Here is a 16,267-nt window from a genome sequence, read left to right on the forward strand (position 1 = left end):
TCATCATTGCCGAGTCCCGGCCTCACCATATCTTCTGGAATATCGCCTTTATTCAGACATGAAAAAGCCCGCATGAGTAGCGGGCTTTTTCATTATGACAAGAGATAGACGTATTGTTATTAGCCTTGGGTGGCTTCACTATCGGCCATCGTACCGGCAGTGCTACCCAGCTCAGACGTGCATGACGGGCAGCGAGTGGCTTTGAGCGGGATGGTCGACGCACAGAACGGGCATTCTTTGGTGGTCGGCGCTTTGACTTCGGTTTCTTCCTTGCGCTGCAGCTTGCCGATCATGCGAACCAGCATAAAGCAGACGAATGCCACAATGATGAAGGAGATCGCCGCATTCAGGAAGTTACCGTAGTTGATGGTGACTGCCCCAGCCTTCTGAGCGATATCCAGTGACGGGTAAGGCCCCGCAATAGCACCCTCACGAAGCACGACGAACATATTGTCGAAATTCAGACCACCGGTAAACAGACCGATGATGGGCGTCAGAATGTCCTTCACCAAGCTGTTGACGATGCTGGTGAACGCAGCACCGATGATGATACCGATTGCCATATCGACAACGTTGCCCTTGACGGCAAACTTGCGAAAATCCTTCAGAAATTGACTGGCCATAGCAGCTCCTTGCACTCCCTCTTCAATCCATTGGACGGCCTGTTTACAGGCACAATAGAGCAGGCGCATGCCGCCCCTGCTTTCCTCTCATACCATAGCATAGTCTTGCGACATCACCGTTTTCTAAGTGCCTCATAACACGGCAGCCCACGATTTATCCGGTAACAGCCATCATGGCATCAATACAAAAACACCACCAATTATGACATTTGTTTGCATATTAACATTGTGTTAACATCGTGCTTGACTAAAACACTTACCTTTTAATTCTCAAGCGACTCCGATCAGCATGAAAAAACTTCTAATTACAGCCGCTGCATCCCTTCTGCTACTGAACGGTTGTGCCACAGTATTTGGCCCCTCTCAAGATACTATTACGGTCAGTACTCAAGATAATGACACCAAGGTATTTGTCGACGGGCTGTATATGGGGAATGGAACGGTGACTTACCCAGTCCCTCGCGGTAAAAGCGTTACCCTTTCTGCCGAAAAGAAAGGCTGTTCGCCACGCGTACTGCAAACGGGGAAATCAGTGGTTGGCCTTACATTTATCAATATTCTGTTCTGGCCAGGATTCATTGTGGACGCTGCAACAGGATCCATAATGAAGGCAGATCCGGTCTTTTATAATCTTCGTCTCAACTGTGATTCGTGATTAATAAAAGCGTTGTTTAGAGACTGTTTCATAACCCGAGCGATTGCCTTTGTCCCTGCTAGAACGGGCGGATTCTGCCGCACTGCTTTAATTTAAAGCCCATTAATGACAAAAGTATTGAGGTTATGAAACACGCTCTTAATAGACGATAAAAGAACGGCCGCGATACTCCTTACGTGGCCGCTCTTTTTTATAGCCCCGCCAGCACAACTCATCAATGCTATATTCAACACACGCCGTTTGCTGAAAAGCGTTAATCGCTAGAAGCACAACCGTCAGCATGACGCCAACGATATAGTGGCCAGGCCACCATTTCACGTACCGTCGAGTAAATATCCCGTCTTTCAAAAAAATATGCATGCGCGTGATGAACGTCATCAATCCCTGCTTGCTGTAAAGCATCACGGCTGCGTGCAATATGAAAATGCTGACTGACCACCAGCGCGCTGCGATAGCCATGTTGACGCATCAAGGCAGCACTATGACAGGCCGTGTCATGAGTGGTGTTGCCAGTAGCGTCGAGCAAAATGGCAGATGCTGGAACGTGCCAGCGCTGCTGTAGGTAGCGCGCCATGATAGCGGCTTCGTCCCACCCTTCCGGCTCGACCCCACCGCTTACGATCACGGCAGGAAACACTCCCGCTTGCCACAGTTCGCCAGTCCTATCAAGACGTGCCTGCAAGCGCGGCGATGGCTCACCTCCAGCAGTAATGCTAGACCCCAGCACGATCCCCACATCGCTGGGCGCAATATCGTCTCGCACTCCCACCCACAGCAGGACAATTAGCTCCACCACTAACACCAATGCCACACAGGCAACCACCGCCATCACAGTTCGTCCAATTACACCCTTATCTAGCGTCATCTCCGCCCCCACACAGCGCTTAAACCAACATTTCAGCGGCATAGCATATCGAATCAATGTCCTAGCGCATTATGGCAGGTTTTATTCCCTTGAGTCATGGCACTGACTGTCAGCCCATGCAGGCATTTCTCGATGACAGATTGAAGCCAAATACACCAATGTATATCATATTAACCTTGGTTAACTTTATAAACAAAGGTGTGATAATGTCAGGCATATCGGGTCATCAGCGCCAGATTAAAATCCTTCAACCGTCTCTGAGTACCTCAACGTCACGGTTATTGAACGGTCAGCGGCATCGCGTTCCGCTCGATGAAAAACCGTTCCCTTCCTTCCTCAGGACATTCCAAGAACTGTCGACTAACTACTGGATTCCCGATGAAGTAGACATGAAGGATGACGCCAAGGAATATCACGATCTTCCCGCGAAGGAGCGCTATGCGTTCGATGCCATCATCGGCCTGCTAGCGACGCTGGATTCACCACAGACACGCCTGATCTACAACATTAGTGACTATGTCACGGAGCATGCCGCTCACGTGAATGCGTCGATGATCGCTCAGCAGGAAGCCATTCATAACGAGAGCTATTCCTATGTGCTGTCGTCGATCACCGGCCTTGCCGATCAGAAACGCGTGTTCGAACTGGCACGCACGCACCCCACCATCGTGGCACGCAATGCGCCCATCATGGCGGCTTACGATGAATTTCTGTCTGAGAAGACACCGGATACGCTGGTAAAGGCGCTGCTGCAATCGTCAATACTGGAAGGTATCAACTTCTACTCCGGCTTCGCCTTCTTTTATAACCTAGTGCGCCAGAACCGCATGACCGGCACAGGCAAGATCATCAGCTTCATCAACCGCGACGAGCTGGCGCACACCAAATTCATCACGGAACTGGTACGCGCTATTCTGGGCGAACAGCGACATCTTAATACCGACGCACTGGCGGACTATGCGCGCGAGGCCTTCCGTCACGCCGTCGATCTCGAAACGCAGTGGTCATCGGAAGTGCTGACGGACATTGATGGCATTGACGTACAGGAGATGCTGACCTACGTGAAGTACCGCGCTAACAAGATGGCGGGAATGCTGGGTATCGAACCGCTGTACGATGAAGCCACCGACAACGGCATGCCGTGGATTCGGGCCTACGCAGACAACTTCACCGAGATCAAGACCGACTTCTTCGAACAGCGCAATGCCAGCTACAAGAAAACCAACGGACAGAATGATTTCGACAGCCTATAGGCGTAATAATCCGGCCGCACGCCATTGCATCGACACTACCGGTAAAGGCAGCCGTATATTGACCAGTAAAAGATGAAAAAGCGGAGGCACAGTGGCCTCCGCTTTATTCGTTACGCTGCCTAATGGCAATATAACGGTATATTAATGCTCGCGCGTGGTGCGGAACGTGATGTCCGGCCAGCGTTCTTCCGTCAGCTGCAGGTTGACACGCGTCGGGGCTAGATAGGTCAGGTGACCACCACCGTCGATCGCCAGGTTGGTACTGGTCTTACGCTTCATTTCATCCAGCTTACGTTCATCGCCGTCGAGCCAGCGCGCCGTCGTCACGTTAACGGCCTCGTAGATGCAATCGACCTTGTACTCTTCCAGCAGGCGGTGCGCGACTACATCGAACTGCAGCACACCGACCGCCCCGACGATGAGGTCATTGTTGTCGAGCGGCATGAACACCTGAGTGGCCCCTTCCTCGGACAGCTGCTGCAACCCTTTCTGCAGCTGCTTGGCCTTCAGCGGATCCTTCAGACGCACGCGGCGGAACAGTTCCGGCGCAAAGTGCGGAATGCCGGTAAAGCGCATATCTTCACCTGCGGTGAAGGTATCCCCGATCTGGATCGTGCCATGGTTGTGCAGACCGATTACGTCACCAGGCCACGCCTCTTCGACATGGCTGCGGTCAGCGGCCATAAACGTCATCGCATCAGCGATTTTCACGTCCTTGCCAATACGCACATGGTGCATCTTCATGTTGCGGTCGTACTTGCCCGAACATACACGCAGGAACGCCACGCGGTCGCGGTGTTTTGGGTCCATGTTCGCCTGAATCTTGAACACGAAACCACTGAAACGTTCATCGCCCGCTTCGACGTCACGCGTATCGGTGGTGTAGGTCTGAGGCGGCGGAGCGTACTCGACGAAACCATCCAGCATTTCGCGAACGCCGAAGTTACCCATCGCAGTACCGAAGAATACGGGGGTCAGATCCCCTGCACGGTAGGCTTCAAGATCAAACTCATGGGAAGCGCCGCGCACCAGTTCGATCTCATCACGCAGCTCCTGAGCCATGCTTTCGCCCAGTACCTTGTCCACTTCGGGATTGTCGATACCGTCGATGCGCTGATCTTCCTGAATACGATGCCCCTGACCGGTCTGATACAGGTGGATCGTGTCGTTGATCAGGTGATAGACGCCCTTGAACCGTTTCCCCATCCCAATCGGCCAAGTGACCGGCGCACAGGCAATGTTCAATACCGTCTCGATTTCATCCATAACTTCAATAGGATCGCGGGTTTCACGGTCCATTTTGTTGATGAAGGTCAGGATGGGCGTAGTACGCAGACGACAGACTTCCATCAGCTTGATGGTACGTTCCTCGACACCTTTGGCGGCATCGACCACCATCAGCGCGGAGTCAACCGCCGTCAGCGTGCGGTAGGTATCTTCCGAGAAGTCTTCGTGTCCGGGTGTATCCAGCAGGTTGACGATGCGCCCTTTGTACGGGAACTGCATCACAGACGTGGTCACGGAGATACCACGTTCCTGCTCCATCTTCATCCAGTCAGACGTGGCATGGCGCGCTTCGCGCTTGCTTTTCACTGCACCGGCCACCTGAATCGCATTCCCGAACAGCAGTAACTTCTCGGTCAGAGTGGTTTTACCGGCATCGGGGTGAGAAATGATGGCAAACGTTCTGCGAATGCTTGCCTCTTGGGCACATTCGCTGTCGCCTTGCTTCAAAAATTCGAAATCTGTACTCATGCTTGTGCTCATTATCTGAACTACGCCGGTTCATCCGGCACTGCGTATCGAGAATGCACAGCATTGTACAGGAAGCCAGAAGTGCTCACACAGGTTAATGTCGCAAAGACGTCTAGCCATACACAGGTTAGCGCCCGCGCGCCCACATCGTCTTATGGTCGTTTTCTTCCATATAGTCAGATCAGATGCTAAGCAGCGCTTGTCTCCAACGTGACGACTTGTGCCAAACTCCAACATTTAAAGAGGGTAGTGATCCCTTAATTTAAAATAACCAGGCTATAAACATAAAAAAAGACACTTGAAAGGAGTGCATGGATCATTAGAGGAATGGCCCCAAAGAGGGGCCGTGGAAAATCATTTATAGAGAGGTTGTAACCGCGGATCTATAGCGTCCATCAGTACGTGCTTCTGTTTCAGGCAGGGCATTTTGGTTAGCTTGGCCTTGTAAACATCAAGCTGGTCTTCTGGCACATCAAAGCGAGACAACCAAGCTGATCTGGCCTCTTTAGTGGCAATGAGCGGCGTTAGGCCGGTGTTCAAATGTATTGTGCAATCCTCTGCTCTAAACGGTTTAAGAAGCATATTGGGAAGCACATACGTTGCAGGCAATGGGTTAGAGCTCAATGGGGCTGGATCTGGAGCAGGACCTGATTGAACAATCACCCCTGTCTTGTATTCATAAAAGGCAAACCAGCTAGGAGGTAATTCTGATCTCAACCACTGATAGTCCGCCTTCGGTATTATGTCCTGACCAATGATGGTCAGCCATGAAACCGTTTTTATCCTTGTAGTAGCGAGCCGTCCTGATGCCAAAAAATCGTCGCCTACAGACATACCATTCCAGCGTTGAGCTTGCCATGCTTCGGTAGGTTCTTCTGTTAGCTGATCGGGCGATAATTCTGTGCTCAGCCCTGCGAAACCATGCAATGCATCCAAGCCATCTGCCAATTCAAGCACCATCTCTTGGAATACCTTAGGGTGTTGCACTAAAGCAGGAAGCGGTACAGAGAAGCGAACAACATCCATGCCTATTTCGCCCGCTCTCTCAAACTTGTCTGACTTCCATTTCCGTCTAGAGCCTATTAGGAACGAATAGGGGCTTGCATCATCAAATGTGTTCCCTCCTTTGTATTTTCGATATACAAGAACATTGTCATCCCACTTTTTGTATAATTTTCTAAGGGGTTCAGTCTTTTTGTATTCTTGCTTATTTCCCTTACCCGGTTCTTCATCAGAAAAAACCCATTTTATTTCCGAACCAAAGCAAGACATATATTTATCTAAGGCTTTACAGATAGCTTCTTTTTTCTCTTCCTGCCAACCCCATCTAAAGAAAATAGTGCAAGATACACTCAAAGCCATCCCTACATAATCTTGCGGGTTTCCACTTAATAGTCTTCCCGGAAACTCCATTCTATTTCCGTAGAGCTCCAATAACTTAGTATCCATAATATATTTTCCCTTTACGCAAGGAGCGCAAGCCAAGAATACGCAACAATAGTAGCCAAGGCTGCCAAAGCCATACCAGATGATTCTGCAAGGACTCGCTGCTCCGCAGCCGATAAGTAAAAAAATTTCCCAAGGTTATATGATGATGAGTTCTCATTATCGTCAAGGGGAGAAGCTACGACATGCATAACATTATCTCCATCATAGTATGCATACGAATTATCAGCTTCCTGTTGAACCTCTGCCCGAGCTTGGGAGGAGTGAGCGGATATTTCTTCAGCAGGAGCAACTGCCGGTTCAGACACCGGTTCACGTTCACGCTCTTTGTCAGAGCATCCACAATCCTCTGTTAAAAGGACTGCAACTTTATCTTCGCTTCCTGCTATTTCTATATAATCTTCTATTTGGTCTTTTCCAAATGTATCGTTTGGAAATTTAACCTCAACTACAGTTTTTATATTAGACTGCACTGGAGATTTTAATGGATCATGTACAATTATTACATCAGGTCTTTTTATGTATCCACATCCGCTCTGCCACGAAGGCCGTCCTTTCGCAGTGTCATTCCAATATTTGGTTATCCAGCCGGGAAGATAAGGGTGCCTTTGAGGCTCTATTCCGGGTGCAGGACAGCTTTCCAATACCGGCTCAGGCGGGGCCTGAGTCATATCATAGTTTACCTCTGCTTTGTAGAAAGAAGATTTCGGAGATGCTTTTGCCAAGGCATTTATTCTCATACTCATGCAATCTTGCTTTCTTTCAGAGCCATCTTTGGCTATAAGCGGCGTCTTTTCACATTGACATGCGGCGCTGCATAGAAATATCTTGTCTTCATAATCTAAATTTCCGCTAAATCTATTGCCAATATATTCTTTATTTTCTCCCCCACCTAGCCTAAGCCTTCCCATTAATTACTCCATAATCTTTATAGAAATTGTCGACGGACGGTCACTGCTTATAACGGGGGTATAGCCCTGCTCATCTGTTATGCATTGAATAACTTGCCCATCAGAGCATGTCACTTCTACTGGTTTCATCAAGTAAGGCCTTCCACTGCTTCGGTCAATCACCTTGAAGCGCCCTGAGTATGGCCTTGAATTAGGCTCGTCTCTCCCTTGCATGCGTTGACCGCTGACTTGCTGTTCCGCCGAGGCCGCTGACGTTTCATGCTGCACTGACGCCGCTCCACCAGAGGGGACCCGATGAATAAACGTTGCGTTTTCTTTGAGGATTAACTGAGCACCGCATGCCGTTCGGCATCCCTCATAGGCTATCGGCTTCCCGTTACTGGTCAGCCCCGGGTTGCCTTCAATGATCGGATAGACCCCCAAGCATGCTGGACAAGCAACAAGATCGCCAACCCTGGCTGCCAGTCGGCCATTGATGATCATCGTGGAGTCCCCTTCAATGACGGTTCCTCCATGGGTCGTCATATCCCCCACTCGAATGACTCTTCCACCTGCCATGATGTTCTCTCTTTTTATAAGATATGGGTATATTACCATATAGATAACTTTATCAAATGCGTGCTTGTTTTTTCCCATTTCGAACAAGTTAGATATAGATAACGTGCTATTTATGCATAGCCTACCTGCGATGGACAGGCTGCACTTACTCTACGCAAGTAGTGTATAAGCGCACAGACATCTATTGCTTACTTCCAATGTTTCTTAGATATAAAAAAACCGCCAAGTGGCGGTTTAGATAACTAGCCTTTCTTGAGCCTTTTAGGTGTCTGAGGAGGATTTAACTCTAGATGCGTATGCGCAATATCCATTCGATTCACGCACGGTTTGGGGGCATCATCCCAAGCAACTATAACCCACTTTTCACCACGCACGTCTTCCTCATAGTTGCTTTTATCCCCCCCTGTCACAGCCACTATCACCCCCGTTCTTCGTTGATCTGCTGCTTCCGGCCAACCTTTTTTGGTACGTACCTGATCACCCACTGCAAACTCATGAATCATTTCCAACACTCCATTAACAAACAATATATGCCTAATATTATTTCAGCCACGCTTTCATAATCGTTATAGAACACGACATCTGGGCAGTCACTTTCTTCCTAGAGTATTATTAATTTATTATGGTTAAAGGTAGTCTCGCCATATGCCGTAAACACTGCCCGCAAGACGATACACTTTCTTGCCTATCACGCGTGTTGATAGCACTGGCACAAGGATAAAAGCGGTCTAAGAGACTGTTTCATAACCTCGGTGATTACTTTTGCTCTTTCTACAATAGAAGGTTTCTACCGCAATTTTGTGGTTTGAAGTCCCTTCAATGACATGGGTATTGGGATGATGAACCATGCTCTGAATAGCAAACGGTAGCGCGTTAACCCTCTATACACCGAGATGTTCACGTTGGGCGGCCTATGCATAGGATACGAGCGGCCGCCCTTGAACGTTGTGCACTCACACGGTGGCGGTCTCAATCTGCACCTTGTGGGTCTCTGCCAATGCGCTGACCGTCGCTACCATCGCGTCGATCGCCAACGCAACGTCCTCTTCCAGCACGGACTCATCTGGATGATGACTGATACCGCCTGCACAGCGCAGGAACAGCATGCCAACGTCAGTAAGGTTCGCCATGGCCATAGCATCGTGTCCGGCGCCACTGACCAACCTCAGTGGTTCCTTTTCCCCCGTGACACTGCGAATGCCGCGAGCAATCGCGCTTTGTAGTTCGGGAGCGCACCCTACTGCTGCCGCACAGTGCGTTTCTCGGTTTGAAAACGCTACCCGGCGAGCCGCGCCAATAGACTCAAAAGCGGCTGTGATTTCGGCCCATGCCTGATCGCGCAGGGCATCGTCCTGAGCACGGATATCCACGCTGAAACGGACAAGCCCCGGCACTACGTTGACGGCTCCGGCCACGGTATCCAGCTTGCCAACGGTAGCGACACAACCATGCTTTCTGGCCGCATTCTCAATGGCCAGCACCGCTTCGCTTGCGGCGCACAGGGCATCTTGGCGCATCGTCATCGGGGTGGTACCAGCATGGCCTGCATGCCCGGCACACTCCACATCGAATCGCCGAGCGCCCGCAATGGCCGTGACCACACCCAGCGGCCGCGCTTGCGCTTCTAAATAAGGCCCTTGTTCGATATGCGCTTCCAAATAGGCGACCAGTGCATCGGGCCGCCGCGCGGCTTCAGCGATCCGCTCAGGCACAAGCCCAAAGGACGTGAACGCTTCGGTCAGTGTGATGCCCTCGGCATCCTCCAGCCCCCACCACCGCGCGTTCCAGCCACCGGCGATGGCTTGGCTACCCAACAGCGTACTGCCGAAGCGAACCCCCTCCTCATCGCCGAATCCAACCACTTCAAGCGCAAACGGCAGTGTATGGCGTGCCGCCTTGAAGCGTTCCACCACCGCCAACGCGATCATCACGCCGAGGATGCCGTCATAGCGACCGGCGCAGGGCACCGTATCAAGGTGTGAGCCCAGCATCACGGCAGGCAGCCCATCGCTTGCGCCTTCCATGCGGCCACACAGATTGCCCGCCGCATCTTGCCATGTCATCAGTCCCGCCGCTTCAAACCACGGCGCCACTAGGGCATGGCACCGGGCATGTTCATCGGAAAGATAGACGCGTTCAATGCCATCGCTGCGAGCGGATATCGCCGCCAGCCGATCGCATGCCTGCATCACGGACGCAGCATCGTGGATCATCCGCGGCCCCCTTGCGCATACACCTCATTGGCACCGCCTACACCGCCGCCTGCTACCACACGAGCCCTCGCCTGTCGCAGCACCTGCTCCAATACAGCCAGCGTCGTCAGTACGGTATCCTTGCGCGCGTTGTAACCCATGGTACCGATGCGCCAGATCTTGCCGTGCAGCGGACCAAACGAGGTACCGATCTCAATGGCATAGTCGTTCAGCAGTGTTTGACGCACCGCTTCACCGGGCACACCGTCAGGAATATAAACGCCAACCACGTTGTTCATTTTGTGGTCGAGGTCACCGAACAGTGACAGCCCTAACCCTTTCAGTCCTTGCACCATGGCATCGCCGTGCAGCTGATGACGGTCCACTGCCGCCTCAATGCCTTCTTCGACCAGCAACCGTGCGCATTCATGGGCACCGTACAGCATGCTGGTCGCTTCCGTATGGTGATTGAGGCGTGATGGTCCCCAATAGTCGAGGATCATCCCCAGATCGAAGTAGTTCGAGCGAATATGATTAACAGCGATTGCAGCATCGGCATCGCCGCGCAGGCCCGCTTCGATGCTGGCGCGCTGACGGATCACTTCGACAGCACGCGGTGAAATCGAAATCGGCGAGCTACCGGACGGCCCTGCTAAACATTTCTGCAAACCTGCCGTCGCGATATCTACTTCCCACGCATCCATCTCAAACGCATTCCCCCCAAGCGATGCAGTGGCGTCCGTATACAGCAGCGCGCCGTACTGATGACACAGCGCACCGATTTCGGCCAGTGGCTGACACATAGTGGTCGACGTATCGCCCTGAACCAACGCCAGCACCTTGGGTCGCGTTTCGCGCAGCATCGCTTCAATCGCATCAGGCGTGAACACCTGCCCCCACTCGATATCACGGCGAATGACTTCGGCCTGACAGCGCTCAGCAATCTCACACAGCAGCAACCCGAAGCGCCCGAACACCGGCACCAGCACGCGGTCACCCGGCTCAATCAGCGACACCAACGCGGCCTCGATCCCCGCCCGGGAGGTGCCATCCACCAGCAGCGTAGCCTCGTTTTGAGTGCGGAACACGTCGCGGTACAACGCCATGGTCTGATTCATGTAGTCCGTCATGACCGGGTCGTACTGGCCGATCAGCGGTGATGACATTGCGCGTAATACACGAGGATCAGCGTTGATCGGACCGGGCCCCATCAGCAGGCGATGAGGAGGATTGACGGTAGACAGCAGCGTACGGCTCATGAAACACACACTCCTTTTTATTGTTCAGTAAACGTCATCGTTCCGGAAAACACGGGGATTCAGAAACGACAGAACAGCAGTGCCCCTCAAGGAGCACTGCCGTCTATACAACGTACGGCACAGCGGCTATTACAGCGCGCCTCCAAGCCGCTGTTGCCGCAGATTTCTTGCCAATAGCGCATATATTCCAGCTGCGGTCAGCGCACCGGCAATCAGCGAGAAGTGATGTAGATCACCGAAATAAGGCGCGAAGTTAAGTCCTAGTGATACCACGGACGCAATTACCAATGCACCGATAGCACTCGGATTGACGCCCTTGCGGTACCAGTAAGGCCGGTGGGTCTGCATGCTGAACAGTGCATCAATGTCCACCCGGCGATGCTGCACGTGATAGTAATCCACCAACAACACGCCATAGATCGGGCCGATGACCGCAGCCAGCGCCTCGACCGTATAGTGAATCAGTTCGGGGTTGGCGAACATCTTCCACGGCATTAGCACCACCGACCCGACAGCCGCGATCATCCCGCCCACCCGGAAGCTGATCCAGCGCGGCGCAACGTTGGAGAAATCGAACGCTGGCGAAACAAAGTTGGCCACGATATTGATACCGATCGTCGTCGTCACAAAGGTCAGTGCCCCGATAATAACCACGACATCGCTGTCCAGACGTGCCACAGTGGCGATCGGGTCGTCGATCATTTCACCAAACACAGGCAGCGTTGCGGATACCATCGCCACAGTAGTTGCCGCGAAGACCAGAAAGTTGACCGGCAGCCCCCAGAAATTGCCCTTGCGCACCGCACTCATTGAGCATGCGTAGCGGCTGAAATCGCCGAAGTTCAGCGTGGGGCCTGAGAAATAGCCAATCACGATCATGGCCGCGATCACCATCTGCCACAGCTGCTGCTTAGGTGTTAGCACGCGGTCGCCCAAGGTGAAGTGAATGTTCGACCATCCTGCGCGATAACACAGCCACCCCGCCATAATGAACATAACGGCATAGACGGCCGGACCGCTCCAGTCGATGAAGCGACGGATAGTGTCCATACCACGCCAGAAGACCAGTGCCTGTGCGGCCCACAACGCACCGAAGCACAACCATCCCAGCTGCGACAGGCCCAGAAAGGAAAGGTGTGTCCATTCATTCATCGCGGGAAAGAAGCGCAGCAGCACCATCATTAACGCACTTGAGGCCAAAAAGGTCTGAATGCCATACCAAAACACAGCAATGACACCGCGCACCAATGCGGGCACGTTCGCACCCAGCACGCCGAAGCTCATCCGACAGATGACCGGGAACGGAACGGCGGCTTTCTGAGAAGGTGCGGCAATGATATTGGCGACCCACTGCACCGCAACGATACCGACCAACAGCGACACCATGACCTGCCAACCGCTCAGCCCGAGGGCAAACAGGCTGGCCGCGACCAGATAGCCTCCCACACTGTGCACATCCGACATCCAGAATGCGGCGATGTTGTACGCACCCCATCGCTGTGCAGCGGGCGCAAGATCCTCGTTATAGAGACGGTCGCTGTGCCGCAGGCTCTGCGGTCGTTCATCGACAGTACGGCTTCGAGCAGAAGCGGCTATCGACACGGTGTTGGGAGAAGACATGGGAAGCACCTTCGACGAAATGGCATTGTTGTTGGTCTGCGTCGTGGCGGACATCATCTATCGCCTGGCCGATGCCCGCGGTTCTCCCTTCAATAACCGTGCCAACTTTCTCCCACCGCACCATTCTGTACAGCCAGCGCACCGTCATGGCCTGAAACTTGCTTGTATCGCCTGACCCATTTCCTTGCAGATGCACTTTTTCATTCAGGCCTCATTTCATGAAACTGCACATCATCAATCCCAACACCAGCCAAGCAATGAGTGACAAGATTCTTCAGGTCGCTCAGCAGGCACGGCGTACGGCCGACGTTGAGGTACTGACGTCGACGCAGGGCCCGGCATCGCTGGAAAGCCATGTCGACGACGCATTGGCCATTCCCGGCCTACTGCTGCACGCGCAGGCGCTCGAAGCGCACCAGGCGACAGACGGCATTCTGATTGCCTGCTTCGGTGACCCTGGCATCGACGCCGTGCGCGAGCTGAGTAGCGTACCGGTGCTGGGCATCGCCGAATCAGCCATGCGCACGGCGGCCATGCTGGGTGAGCGCTTTTCCGTCGTCACCACGCTGGCACGTACCCTTCCTACCGCTCAACGTATCGTTCAGCGGATTGGCCTGACCCAGCAGTGCGCTCGTCTGCGTGCCTGCAACGTACCCGTGCAGTCTCTGGAGCATGCCGACACAGAATGCCGTGCACTGCTTCTGCAGGAATGCCAGCGCGCCGCTAAGGAAGATGACATTGATGCCATCGTGCTGGGCTGTGCGGGCATGGCCGATCTGGCCGCCGAGCTGAGCGATGCCGTCGGCCTGCCCGTAGTCGACGGGGTCAGCGCGGGCATTCAGCTGCTTGAAGGGCTGGTGCATCAAGGGCTACGCCCTGTCAAACATCGCGATCATGCCTACCCGGCCGCCAAGGCGGCTCTGGGCCCATATGCATCACTGCTTTCTACCTCCCCCTCGACAGGAGCCGCTGTCCATGACACCTACTAACGCTTCCCGCGATCTGCGCGGCTACGCGGGACATACCCCTGATCCCCGCTGGCCCGGCAAAGCCCGTATTGCGGTGCAATTCGTCCTCAATGTCGAAGAAGGCAGCGAGCACTGTGTGCTAAACGGCGACACGCACAGCGAAACCTTTCTATCAGAGATCATCGGCGCTCAGGCCTACCCCGGCCGCCACATGAGCATGGAATCCATGTATGAATACGGCTCGCGTGCTGGGGTATGGCGCATCCTGCGTGAATTCGAGCGTCGTCAGTTGCCGCTGACGGCCTTCGGTGTGGCCATGGCGCTGGAGCGTTGCCCCGAAATTGCGCACGCGTTGATCGAACAAGGGCACGAAATCGCCAGTCACGGCTGGCGCTGGCTGCACTATCAGGAACGCAGCATCGAAGAAGAGCGTGTACACATGGCGCGCGCCGTTGAAGCACTGACGCGACTGGTCGGGCACCCGCCACTGGGCTGGTACACCGGGCGCGATTCACCCCATACGCGCCAGTTAGTCGTCGAACACGGCGGTTTTCTTTACGACAGTGATTACTACGGCGATGACCTACCTCTGTGGATGGACATCACCACCGCGGATGGCACCGTTCATCCTCATTTAGTTGTGCCATATACGCTAAACGTTAACGACATGCGCTTTGCTACTCCGGGTGGCTTCAATTGCGGCGATCAGTTCTTCGCCTTCCTGCGCGACACCTTCGATGTGTTATATGCCGAAGGAGAAGAAGCACCGAAAATGATGTCGATCGGACTGCATGCACGCCTGGTCGGCCACCCAGGGCGTTTCCGTGCTCTGCAGCGCTTCCTTGATCATATCGAAGCCCATGACCGTGTCTGGGTCACGCGCCGGGCGGATATCGCACGCCACTGGATGACTCACCATCCCTATGGCGCAGCCTAACCACACGGCATCCTCTATGAGTACATGCCTCCCCACAGCCCCTTCACCAGCAAGGGGCTTTGGCCATGATAGGGTCAGGTCAACTGACAGGCGGCATTCAACAGGCAGCGGTCATTACCGGGGGCCGCCAGCAGCGACACCCCCCAAGGAGCCTGCTGATCCGTCAGCCATGGAGCGGCCAGTACGGGCGCGCCCCAGAGCCCACCCAACGCGGTCATCCCCATCAGCGCTTCACGATAGTGCGCCAGAGCGTCGCCCTGTAGCGTTAGCAACGGCGCGGCCCCCGGCGTACTGGGCAAGGCCAGCATATAGCGACCGCGGCCACTCCACTGCCACAGTTGGGCGATCACGCTGTCGGCCTGCCGCTGCGCCTGTACGCCATCCGCCTCGCTTAGGCTAGCCGCCCACTGGAAGCGAGCCGCAACATCGGGAGCGAAGCGTGGACGGGTAGATGTGATCCAGTCACCGTGCGTGCGCCATATATCACGTCCCTGTAGAACCCGAAAGGCCTGGCTAGCCCGCGCCATAAACGCCGTGGTCAATGCATGCTGCCCCAGCAATGGCACGTGCATCTGCGCACAACGCACGCCGATCACATTCAAATCGACCGAAAGACCTTCCGCGGCCAACCAATAGACCCCTTCTGCTGCCGCGGTCGTTTCGCTACGCGGCAGTAGCACGTCACCAACTTGCGCCAACACGCTCGGTGAGCGACACATAAACCCCACCGTATCGAAGCGAGGCGCCAGCGGCACCGTACCGCTGATGTCGATTGCTCCCCAACTGGGGCGTAGACCGTATAGGCCACAGTAGCTGGACGGCACGCGAATCGAACCGCCCGTATCCGTCCCCAACCCAATGTCAGCATCACCGCTGGCCACGGCAACGGCTGACCCCGACGATGAACCACCGGGCAGTCGGTCGGGCGCTGCAGGATTCAAGGGGGTACCGTAGTGCATATTGGCACCGTTTAGGCTATAGGCCAGCTCATCGGTCTGGGTCTTGCCCACCTGCAGCGCCCCCGCTTGACACAGCCGCTCTACACAGGGGGCCGTCCGCGTCGGTATAGCATGGGTAGCGGCCCAGTCAGGGTTACCCGCGCCGGTCACATGTCCAGCGATATCGAACATATCCTTGACGGCCAAACGCAGCCCGGCCAAGGGTCCGTCTCCACGCGCTGTCGATACGATTCGCTCAGCCCATACCCGCTTATCCATGAACGCCT

At 54.1% G+C, this 16,267-nt stretch carries 16 protein-coding genes; 5 read left to right on the forward strand and 11 right to left on the reverse strand.

Annotated features, from left to right (window positions below; translation table 11 throughout):
* Nucleotides 1-119: 119 nt before the first annotated feature.
* Entirely contained in the window at nucleotides 120-623 is a 504-nt protein-coding gene (mscL, locus tag ZBT109_RS07220) for a large conductance mechanosensitive channel protein MscL (RefSeq protein WP_051524072.1), read from the reverse strand.
* Between the two features lie 289 nt (nucleotides 624-912).
* On the opposite strand from mscL, the gene ZBT109_RS13595 reads away from it, so the two are divergent.
* Nucleotides 913-1,278, forward strand: a complete 366-nt coding sequence (locus ZBT109_RS13595) for a putative periplasmic lipoprotein (RefSeq protein ID WP_145984500.1) — start codon at nucleotides 913-915, stop codon at nucleotides 1,276-1,278.
* 253 nt (nucleotides 1,279-1,531) lie between these two features.
* Here ZBT109_RS13595 and ZBT109_RS07225 read toward each other — a convergent pair whose 3' ends face one another.
* The gene (locus tag ZBT109_RS07225; protein WP_051524103.1) at nucleotides 1,532-2,143 is read right to left on the reverse strand and encodes a YdcF family protein; all 612 of its coding nucleotides are present in this window, start codon (nucleotides 2,141-2,143) and stop codon (nucleotides 1,532-1,534) included.
* A 206-nt stretch (nucleotides 2,144-2,349) separates the two neighbouring features.
* On the opposite strand from ZBT109_RS07225, the gene ZBT109_RS07230 reads away from it, so the two are divergent.
* Nucleotides 2,350-3,396: a ribonucleotide-diphosphate reductase subunit beta gene (locus ZBT109_RS07230; RefSeq protein ID WP_027705819.1), complete on the forward strand. Its 1,047-nt coding sequence runs from the start codon at nucleotides 2,350-2,352 to the stop codon at nucleotides 3,394-3,396.
* Between the two features lie 141 nt (nucleotides 3,397-3,537).
* Here ZBT109_RS07230 and prfC read toward each other — a convergent pair whose 3' ends face one another.
* The 8 genes from prfC to ZBT109_RS07270 form a co-directional block, all read right to left on the reverse strand.
* Entirely contained in the window at nucleotides 3,538-5,151 is a 1,614-nt protein-coding gene (gene prfC / locus ZBT109_RS07235) for a peptide chain release factor 3 (protein ID WP_038278938.1), read from the reverse strand.
* 354 nt (nucleotides 5,152-5,505) lie between these two features.
* Complete coding sequence (locus tag ZBT109_RS07240) at nucleotides 5,506-6,600, reverse strand: type VI immunity family protein (RefSeq protein WP_027705821.1); 1,095 nt, start codon at nucleotides 6,598-6,600, stop codon at nucleotides 5,506-5,508.
* 14 nt (nucleotides 6,601-6,614) lie between these two features.
* Entirely contained in the window at nucleotides 6,615-7,508 is an 894-nt protein-coding gene (locus ZBT109_RS07245) for a VRR-NUC domain-containing protein (RefSeq protein WP_051524073.1), read from the reverse strand.
* A 3-nt stretch (nucleotides 7,509-7,511) separates the two neighbouring features.
* Complete coding sequence (locus ZBT109_RS07250) at nucleotides 7,512-8,144, reverse strand: PAAR domain-containing protein (RefSeq protein ID WP_084261879.1); 633 nt, start codon at nucleotides 8,142-8,144, stop codon at nucleotides 7,512-7,514.
* A 164-nt stretch (nucleotides 8,145-8,308) separates the two neighbouring features.
* Nucleotides 8,309-8,569, reverse strand: a complete 261-nt coding sequence (locus ZBT109_RS07255) for a hypothetical protein (protein WP_027705823.1) — start codon at nucleotides 8,567-8,569, stop codon at nucleotides 8,309-8,311.
* Between the two features lie 450 nt (nucleotides 8,570-9,019).
* The gene (locus ZBT109_RS07260) at nucleotides 9,020-10,279 is read right to left on the reverse strand and encodes an allantoate amidohydrolase (RefSeq protein ID WP_027705824.1); all 1,260 of its coding nucleotides are present in this window, start codon (nucleotides 10,277-10,279) and stop codon (nucleotides 9,020-9,022) included.
* Complete coding sequence (locus tag ZBT109_RS07265; protein WP_027705825.1) at nucleotides 10,276-11,517, reverse strand: pyridoxal-phosphate-dependent aminotransferase family protein; 1,242 nt, start codon at nucleotides 11,515-11,517, stop codon at nucleotides 10,276-10,278. Before ZBT109_RS07265 ends, ZBT109_RS07260 begins: the two co-directional genes overlap by 4 nt.
* A gap of 129 nt (nucleotides 11,518-11,646) precedes the next feature.
* Complete coding sequence (locus tag ZBT109_RS07270; protein ID WP_051524076.1) at nucleotides 11,647-13,137, reverse strand: NCS1 family nucleobase:cation symporter-1; 1,491 nt, start codon at nucleotides 13,135-13,137, stop codon at nucleotides 11,647-11,649.
* Here ZBT109_RS07270 and ZBT109_RS13825 point away from each other — a divergent pair.
* Genes ZBT109_RS13825 through puuE form a run of 3 tightly spaced genes read left to right on the forward strand, consistent with a single transcriptional unit; the run spans nucleotide 13,136 to nucleotide 15,042 of the window.
* Nucleotides 13,136-13,312, forward strand: a complete 177-nt coding sequence (locus ZBT109_RS13825) for a hypothetical protein (protein WP_156934047.1) — start codon at nucleotides 13,136-13,138, stop codon at nucleotides 13,310-13,312. The two genes, ZBT109_RS07270 and ZBT109_RS13825, sit on opposite strands and share 2 nt — an antisense overlap.
* Nucleotides 13,313-13,355: 43 nt before the next feature.
* The gene (locus ZBT109_RS07275; protein WP_051524078.1) at nucleotides 13,356-14,126 is read left to right on the forward strand and encodes an aspartate/glutamate racemase family protein; all 771 of its coding nucleotides are present in this window, start codon (nucleotides 13,356-13,358) and stop codon (nucleotides 14,124-14,126) included.
* Nucleotides 14,113-15,042 carry an allantoinase PuuE gene (gene puuE, locus ZBT109_RS07280; protein WP_038278943.1) on the forward strand — a complete coding sequence of 310 codons (930 nt, stop codon included), beginning with the start codon at nucleotides 14,113-14,115 and terminating at the stop codon, nucleotides 15,040-15,042. Before ZBT109_RS07275 ends, puuE begins: the two co-directional genes overlap by 14 nt.
* Nucleotides 15,043-15,116: 74 nt before the next feature.
* On the opposite strand, the gene ZBT109_RS07285 is transcribed toward puuE, so the two are convergent.
* On the reverse strand, nucleotides 15,117-16,259 hold the full coding sequence (locus tag ZBT109_RS07285) for an amidase (protein WP_051524082.1): 1,143 nt from the start codon (nucleotides 16,257-16,259) through the stop codon (nucleotides 15,117-15,119).
* Nucleotides 16,260-16,267 lie beyond the last annotated feature (8 nt).

Origin of the sequence: Zymobacter palmae (genome assembly GCF_003610015.1) — a bacterium.
Classification (GTDB): Bacteria; Pseudomonadota; Gammaproteobacteria; order Pseudomonadales; family Halomonadaceae; genus Zymobacter; species Zymobacter palmae.

Excerpts from the sequence above, each read along its gene's own strand:
- ZBT109_RS13595 (WP_145984500.1), top strand. The coding sequence starts at position 913 with ATGAAAAAACTTCTAATTACAGCCGCTGCATCCCTTCTGCTACTGAAC.
- ZBT109_RS07250 (WP_084261879.1), bottom strand. The coding sequence starts at position 8,144 with ATGGGAAAAAACAAGCACGCATTTGATAAAGTTATCTATATGGTAATA.
- prfC (WP_038278938.1), bottom strand. The coding sequence starts at position 5,151 with ATGAGTACAGATTTCGAATTTTTGAAGCAAGGCGACAGCGAATGTGCC.
- ZBT109_RS07275 (WP_051524078.1), top strand. The coding sequence starts at position 13,356 with ATGAAACTGCACATCATCAATCCCAACACCAGCCAAGCAATGAGTGAC.
- mscL (WP_051524072.1), bottom strand. The coding sequence starts at position 623 with ATGGCCAGTCAATTTCTGAAGGATTTTCGCAAGTTTGCCGTCAAGGGC.
- ZBT109_RS07225 (WP_051524103.1), bottom strand. The coding sequence starts at position 2,143 with ATGACGCTAGATAAGGGTGTAATTGGACGAACTGTGATGGCGGTGGTT.
- ZBT109_RS07245 (WP_051524073.1), bottom strand. The coding sequence starts at position 7,508 with ATGGGAAGGCTTAGGCTAGGTGGGGGAGAAAATAAAGAATATATTGGC.
- ZBT109_RS07265 (WP_027705825.1), bottom strand. The coding sequence starts at position 11,517 with ATGAGCCGTACGCTGCTGTCTACCGTCAATCCTCCTCATCGCCTGCTG.
- ZBT109_RS07240 (WP_027705821.1), bottom strand. The coding sequence starts at position 6,600 with ATGGATACTAAGTTATTGGAGCTCTACGGAAATAGAATGGAGTTTCCG.
- ZBT109_RS07255 (WP_027705823.1), bottom strand. The coding sequence starts at position 8,569 with ATGATTCATGAGTTTGCAGTGGGTGATCAGGTACGTACCAAAAAAGGT.
- ZBT109_RS13825 (WP_156934047.1), top strand. The coding sequence starts at position 13,136 with ATGGGAAGCACCTTCGACGAAATGGCATTGTTGTTGGTCTGCGTCGTG.
- ZBT109_RS07285 (WP_051524082.1), bottom strand. The coding sequence starts at position 16,259 with ATGGATAAGCGGGTATGGGCTGAGCGAATCGTATCGACAGCGCGTGGA.
- ZBT109_RS07270 (WP_051524076.1), bottom strand. The coding sequence starts at position 13,137 with ATGTCTTCTCCCAACACCGTGTCGATAGCCGCTTCTGCTCGAAGCCGT.
- ZBT109_RS07230 (WP_027705819.1), top strand. The coding sequence starts at position 2,350 with ATGTCAGGCATATCGGGTCATCAGCGCCAGATTAAAATCCTTCAACCG.
- puuE (WP_038278943.1), top strand. The coding sequence starts at position 14,113 with ATGACACCTACTAACGCTTCCCGCGATCTGCGCGGCTACGCGGGACAT.
- ZBT109_RS07260 (WP_027705824.1), bottom strand. The coding sequence starts at position 10,279 with ATGATCCACGATGCTGCGTCCGTGATGCAGGCATGCGATCGGCTGGCG.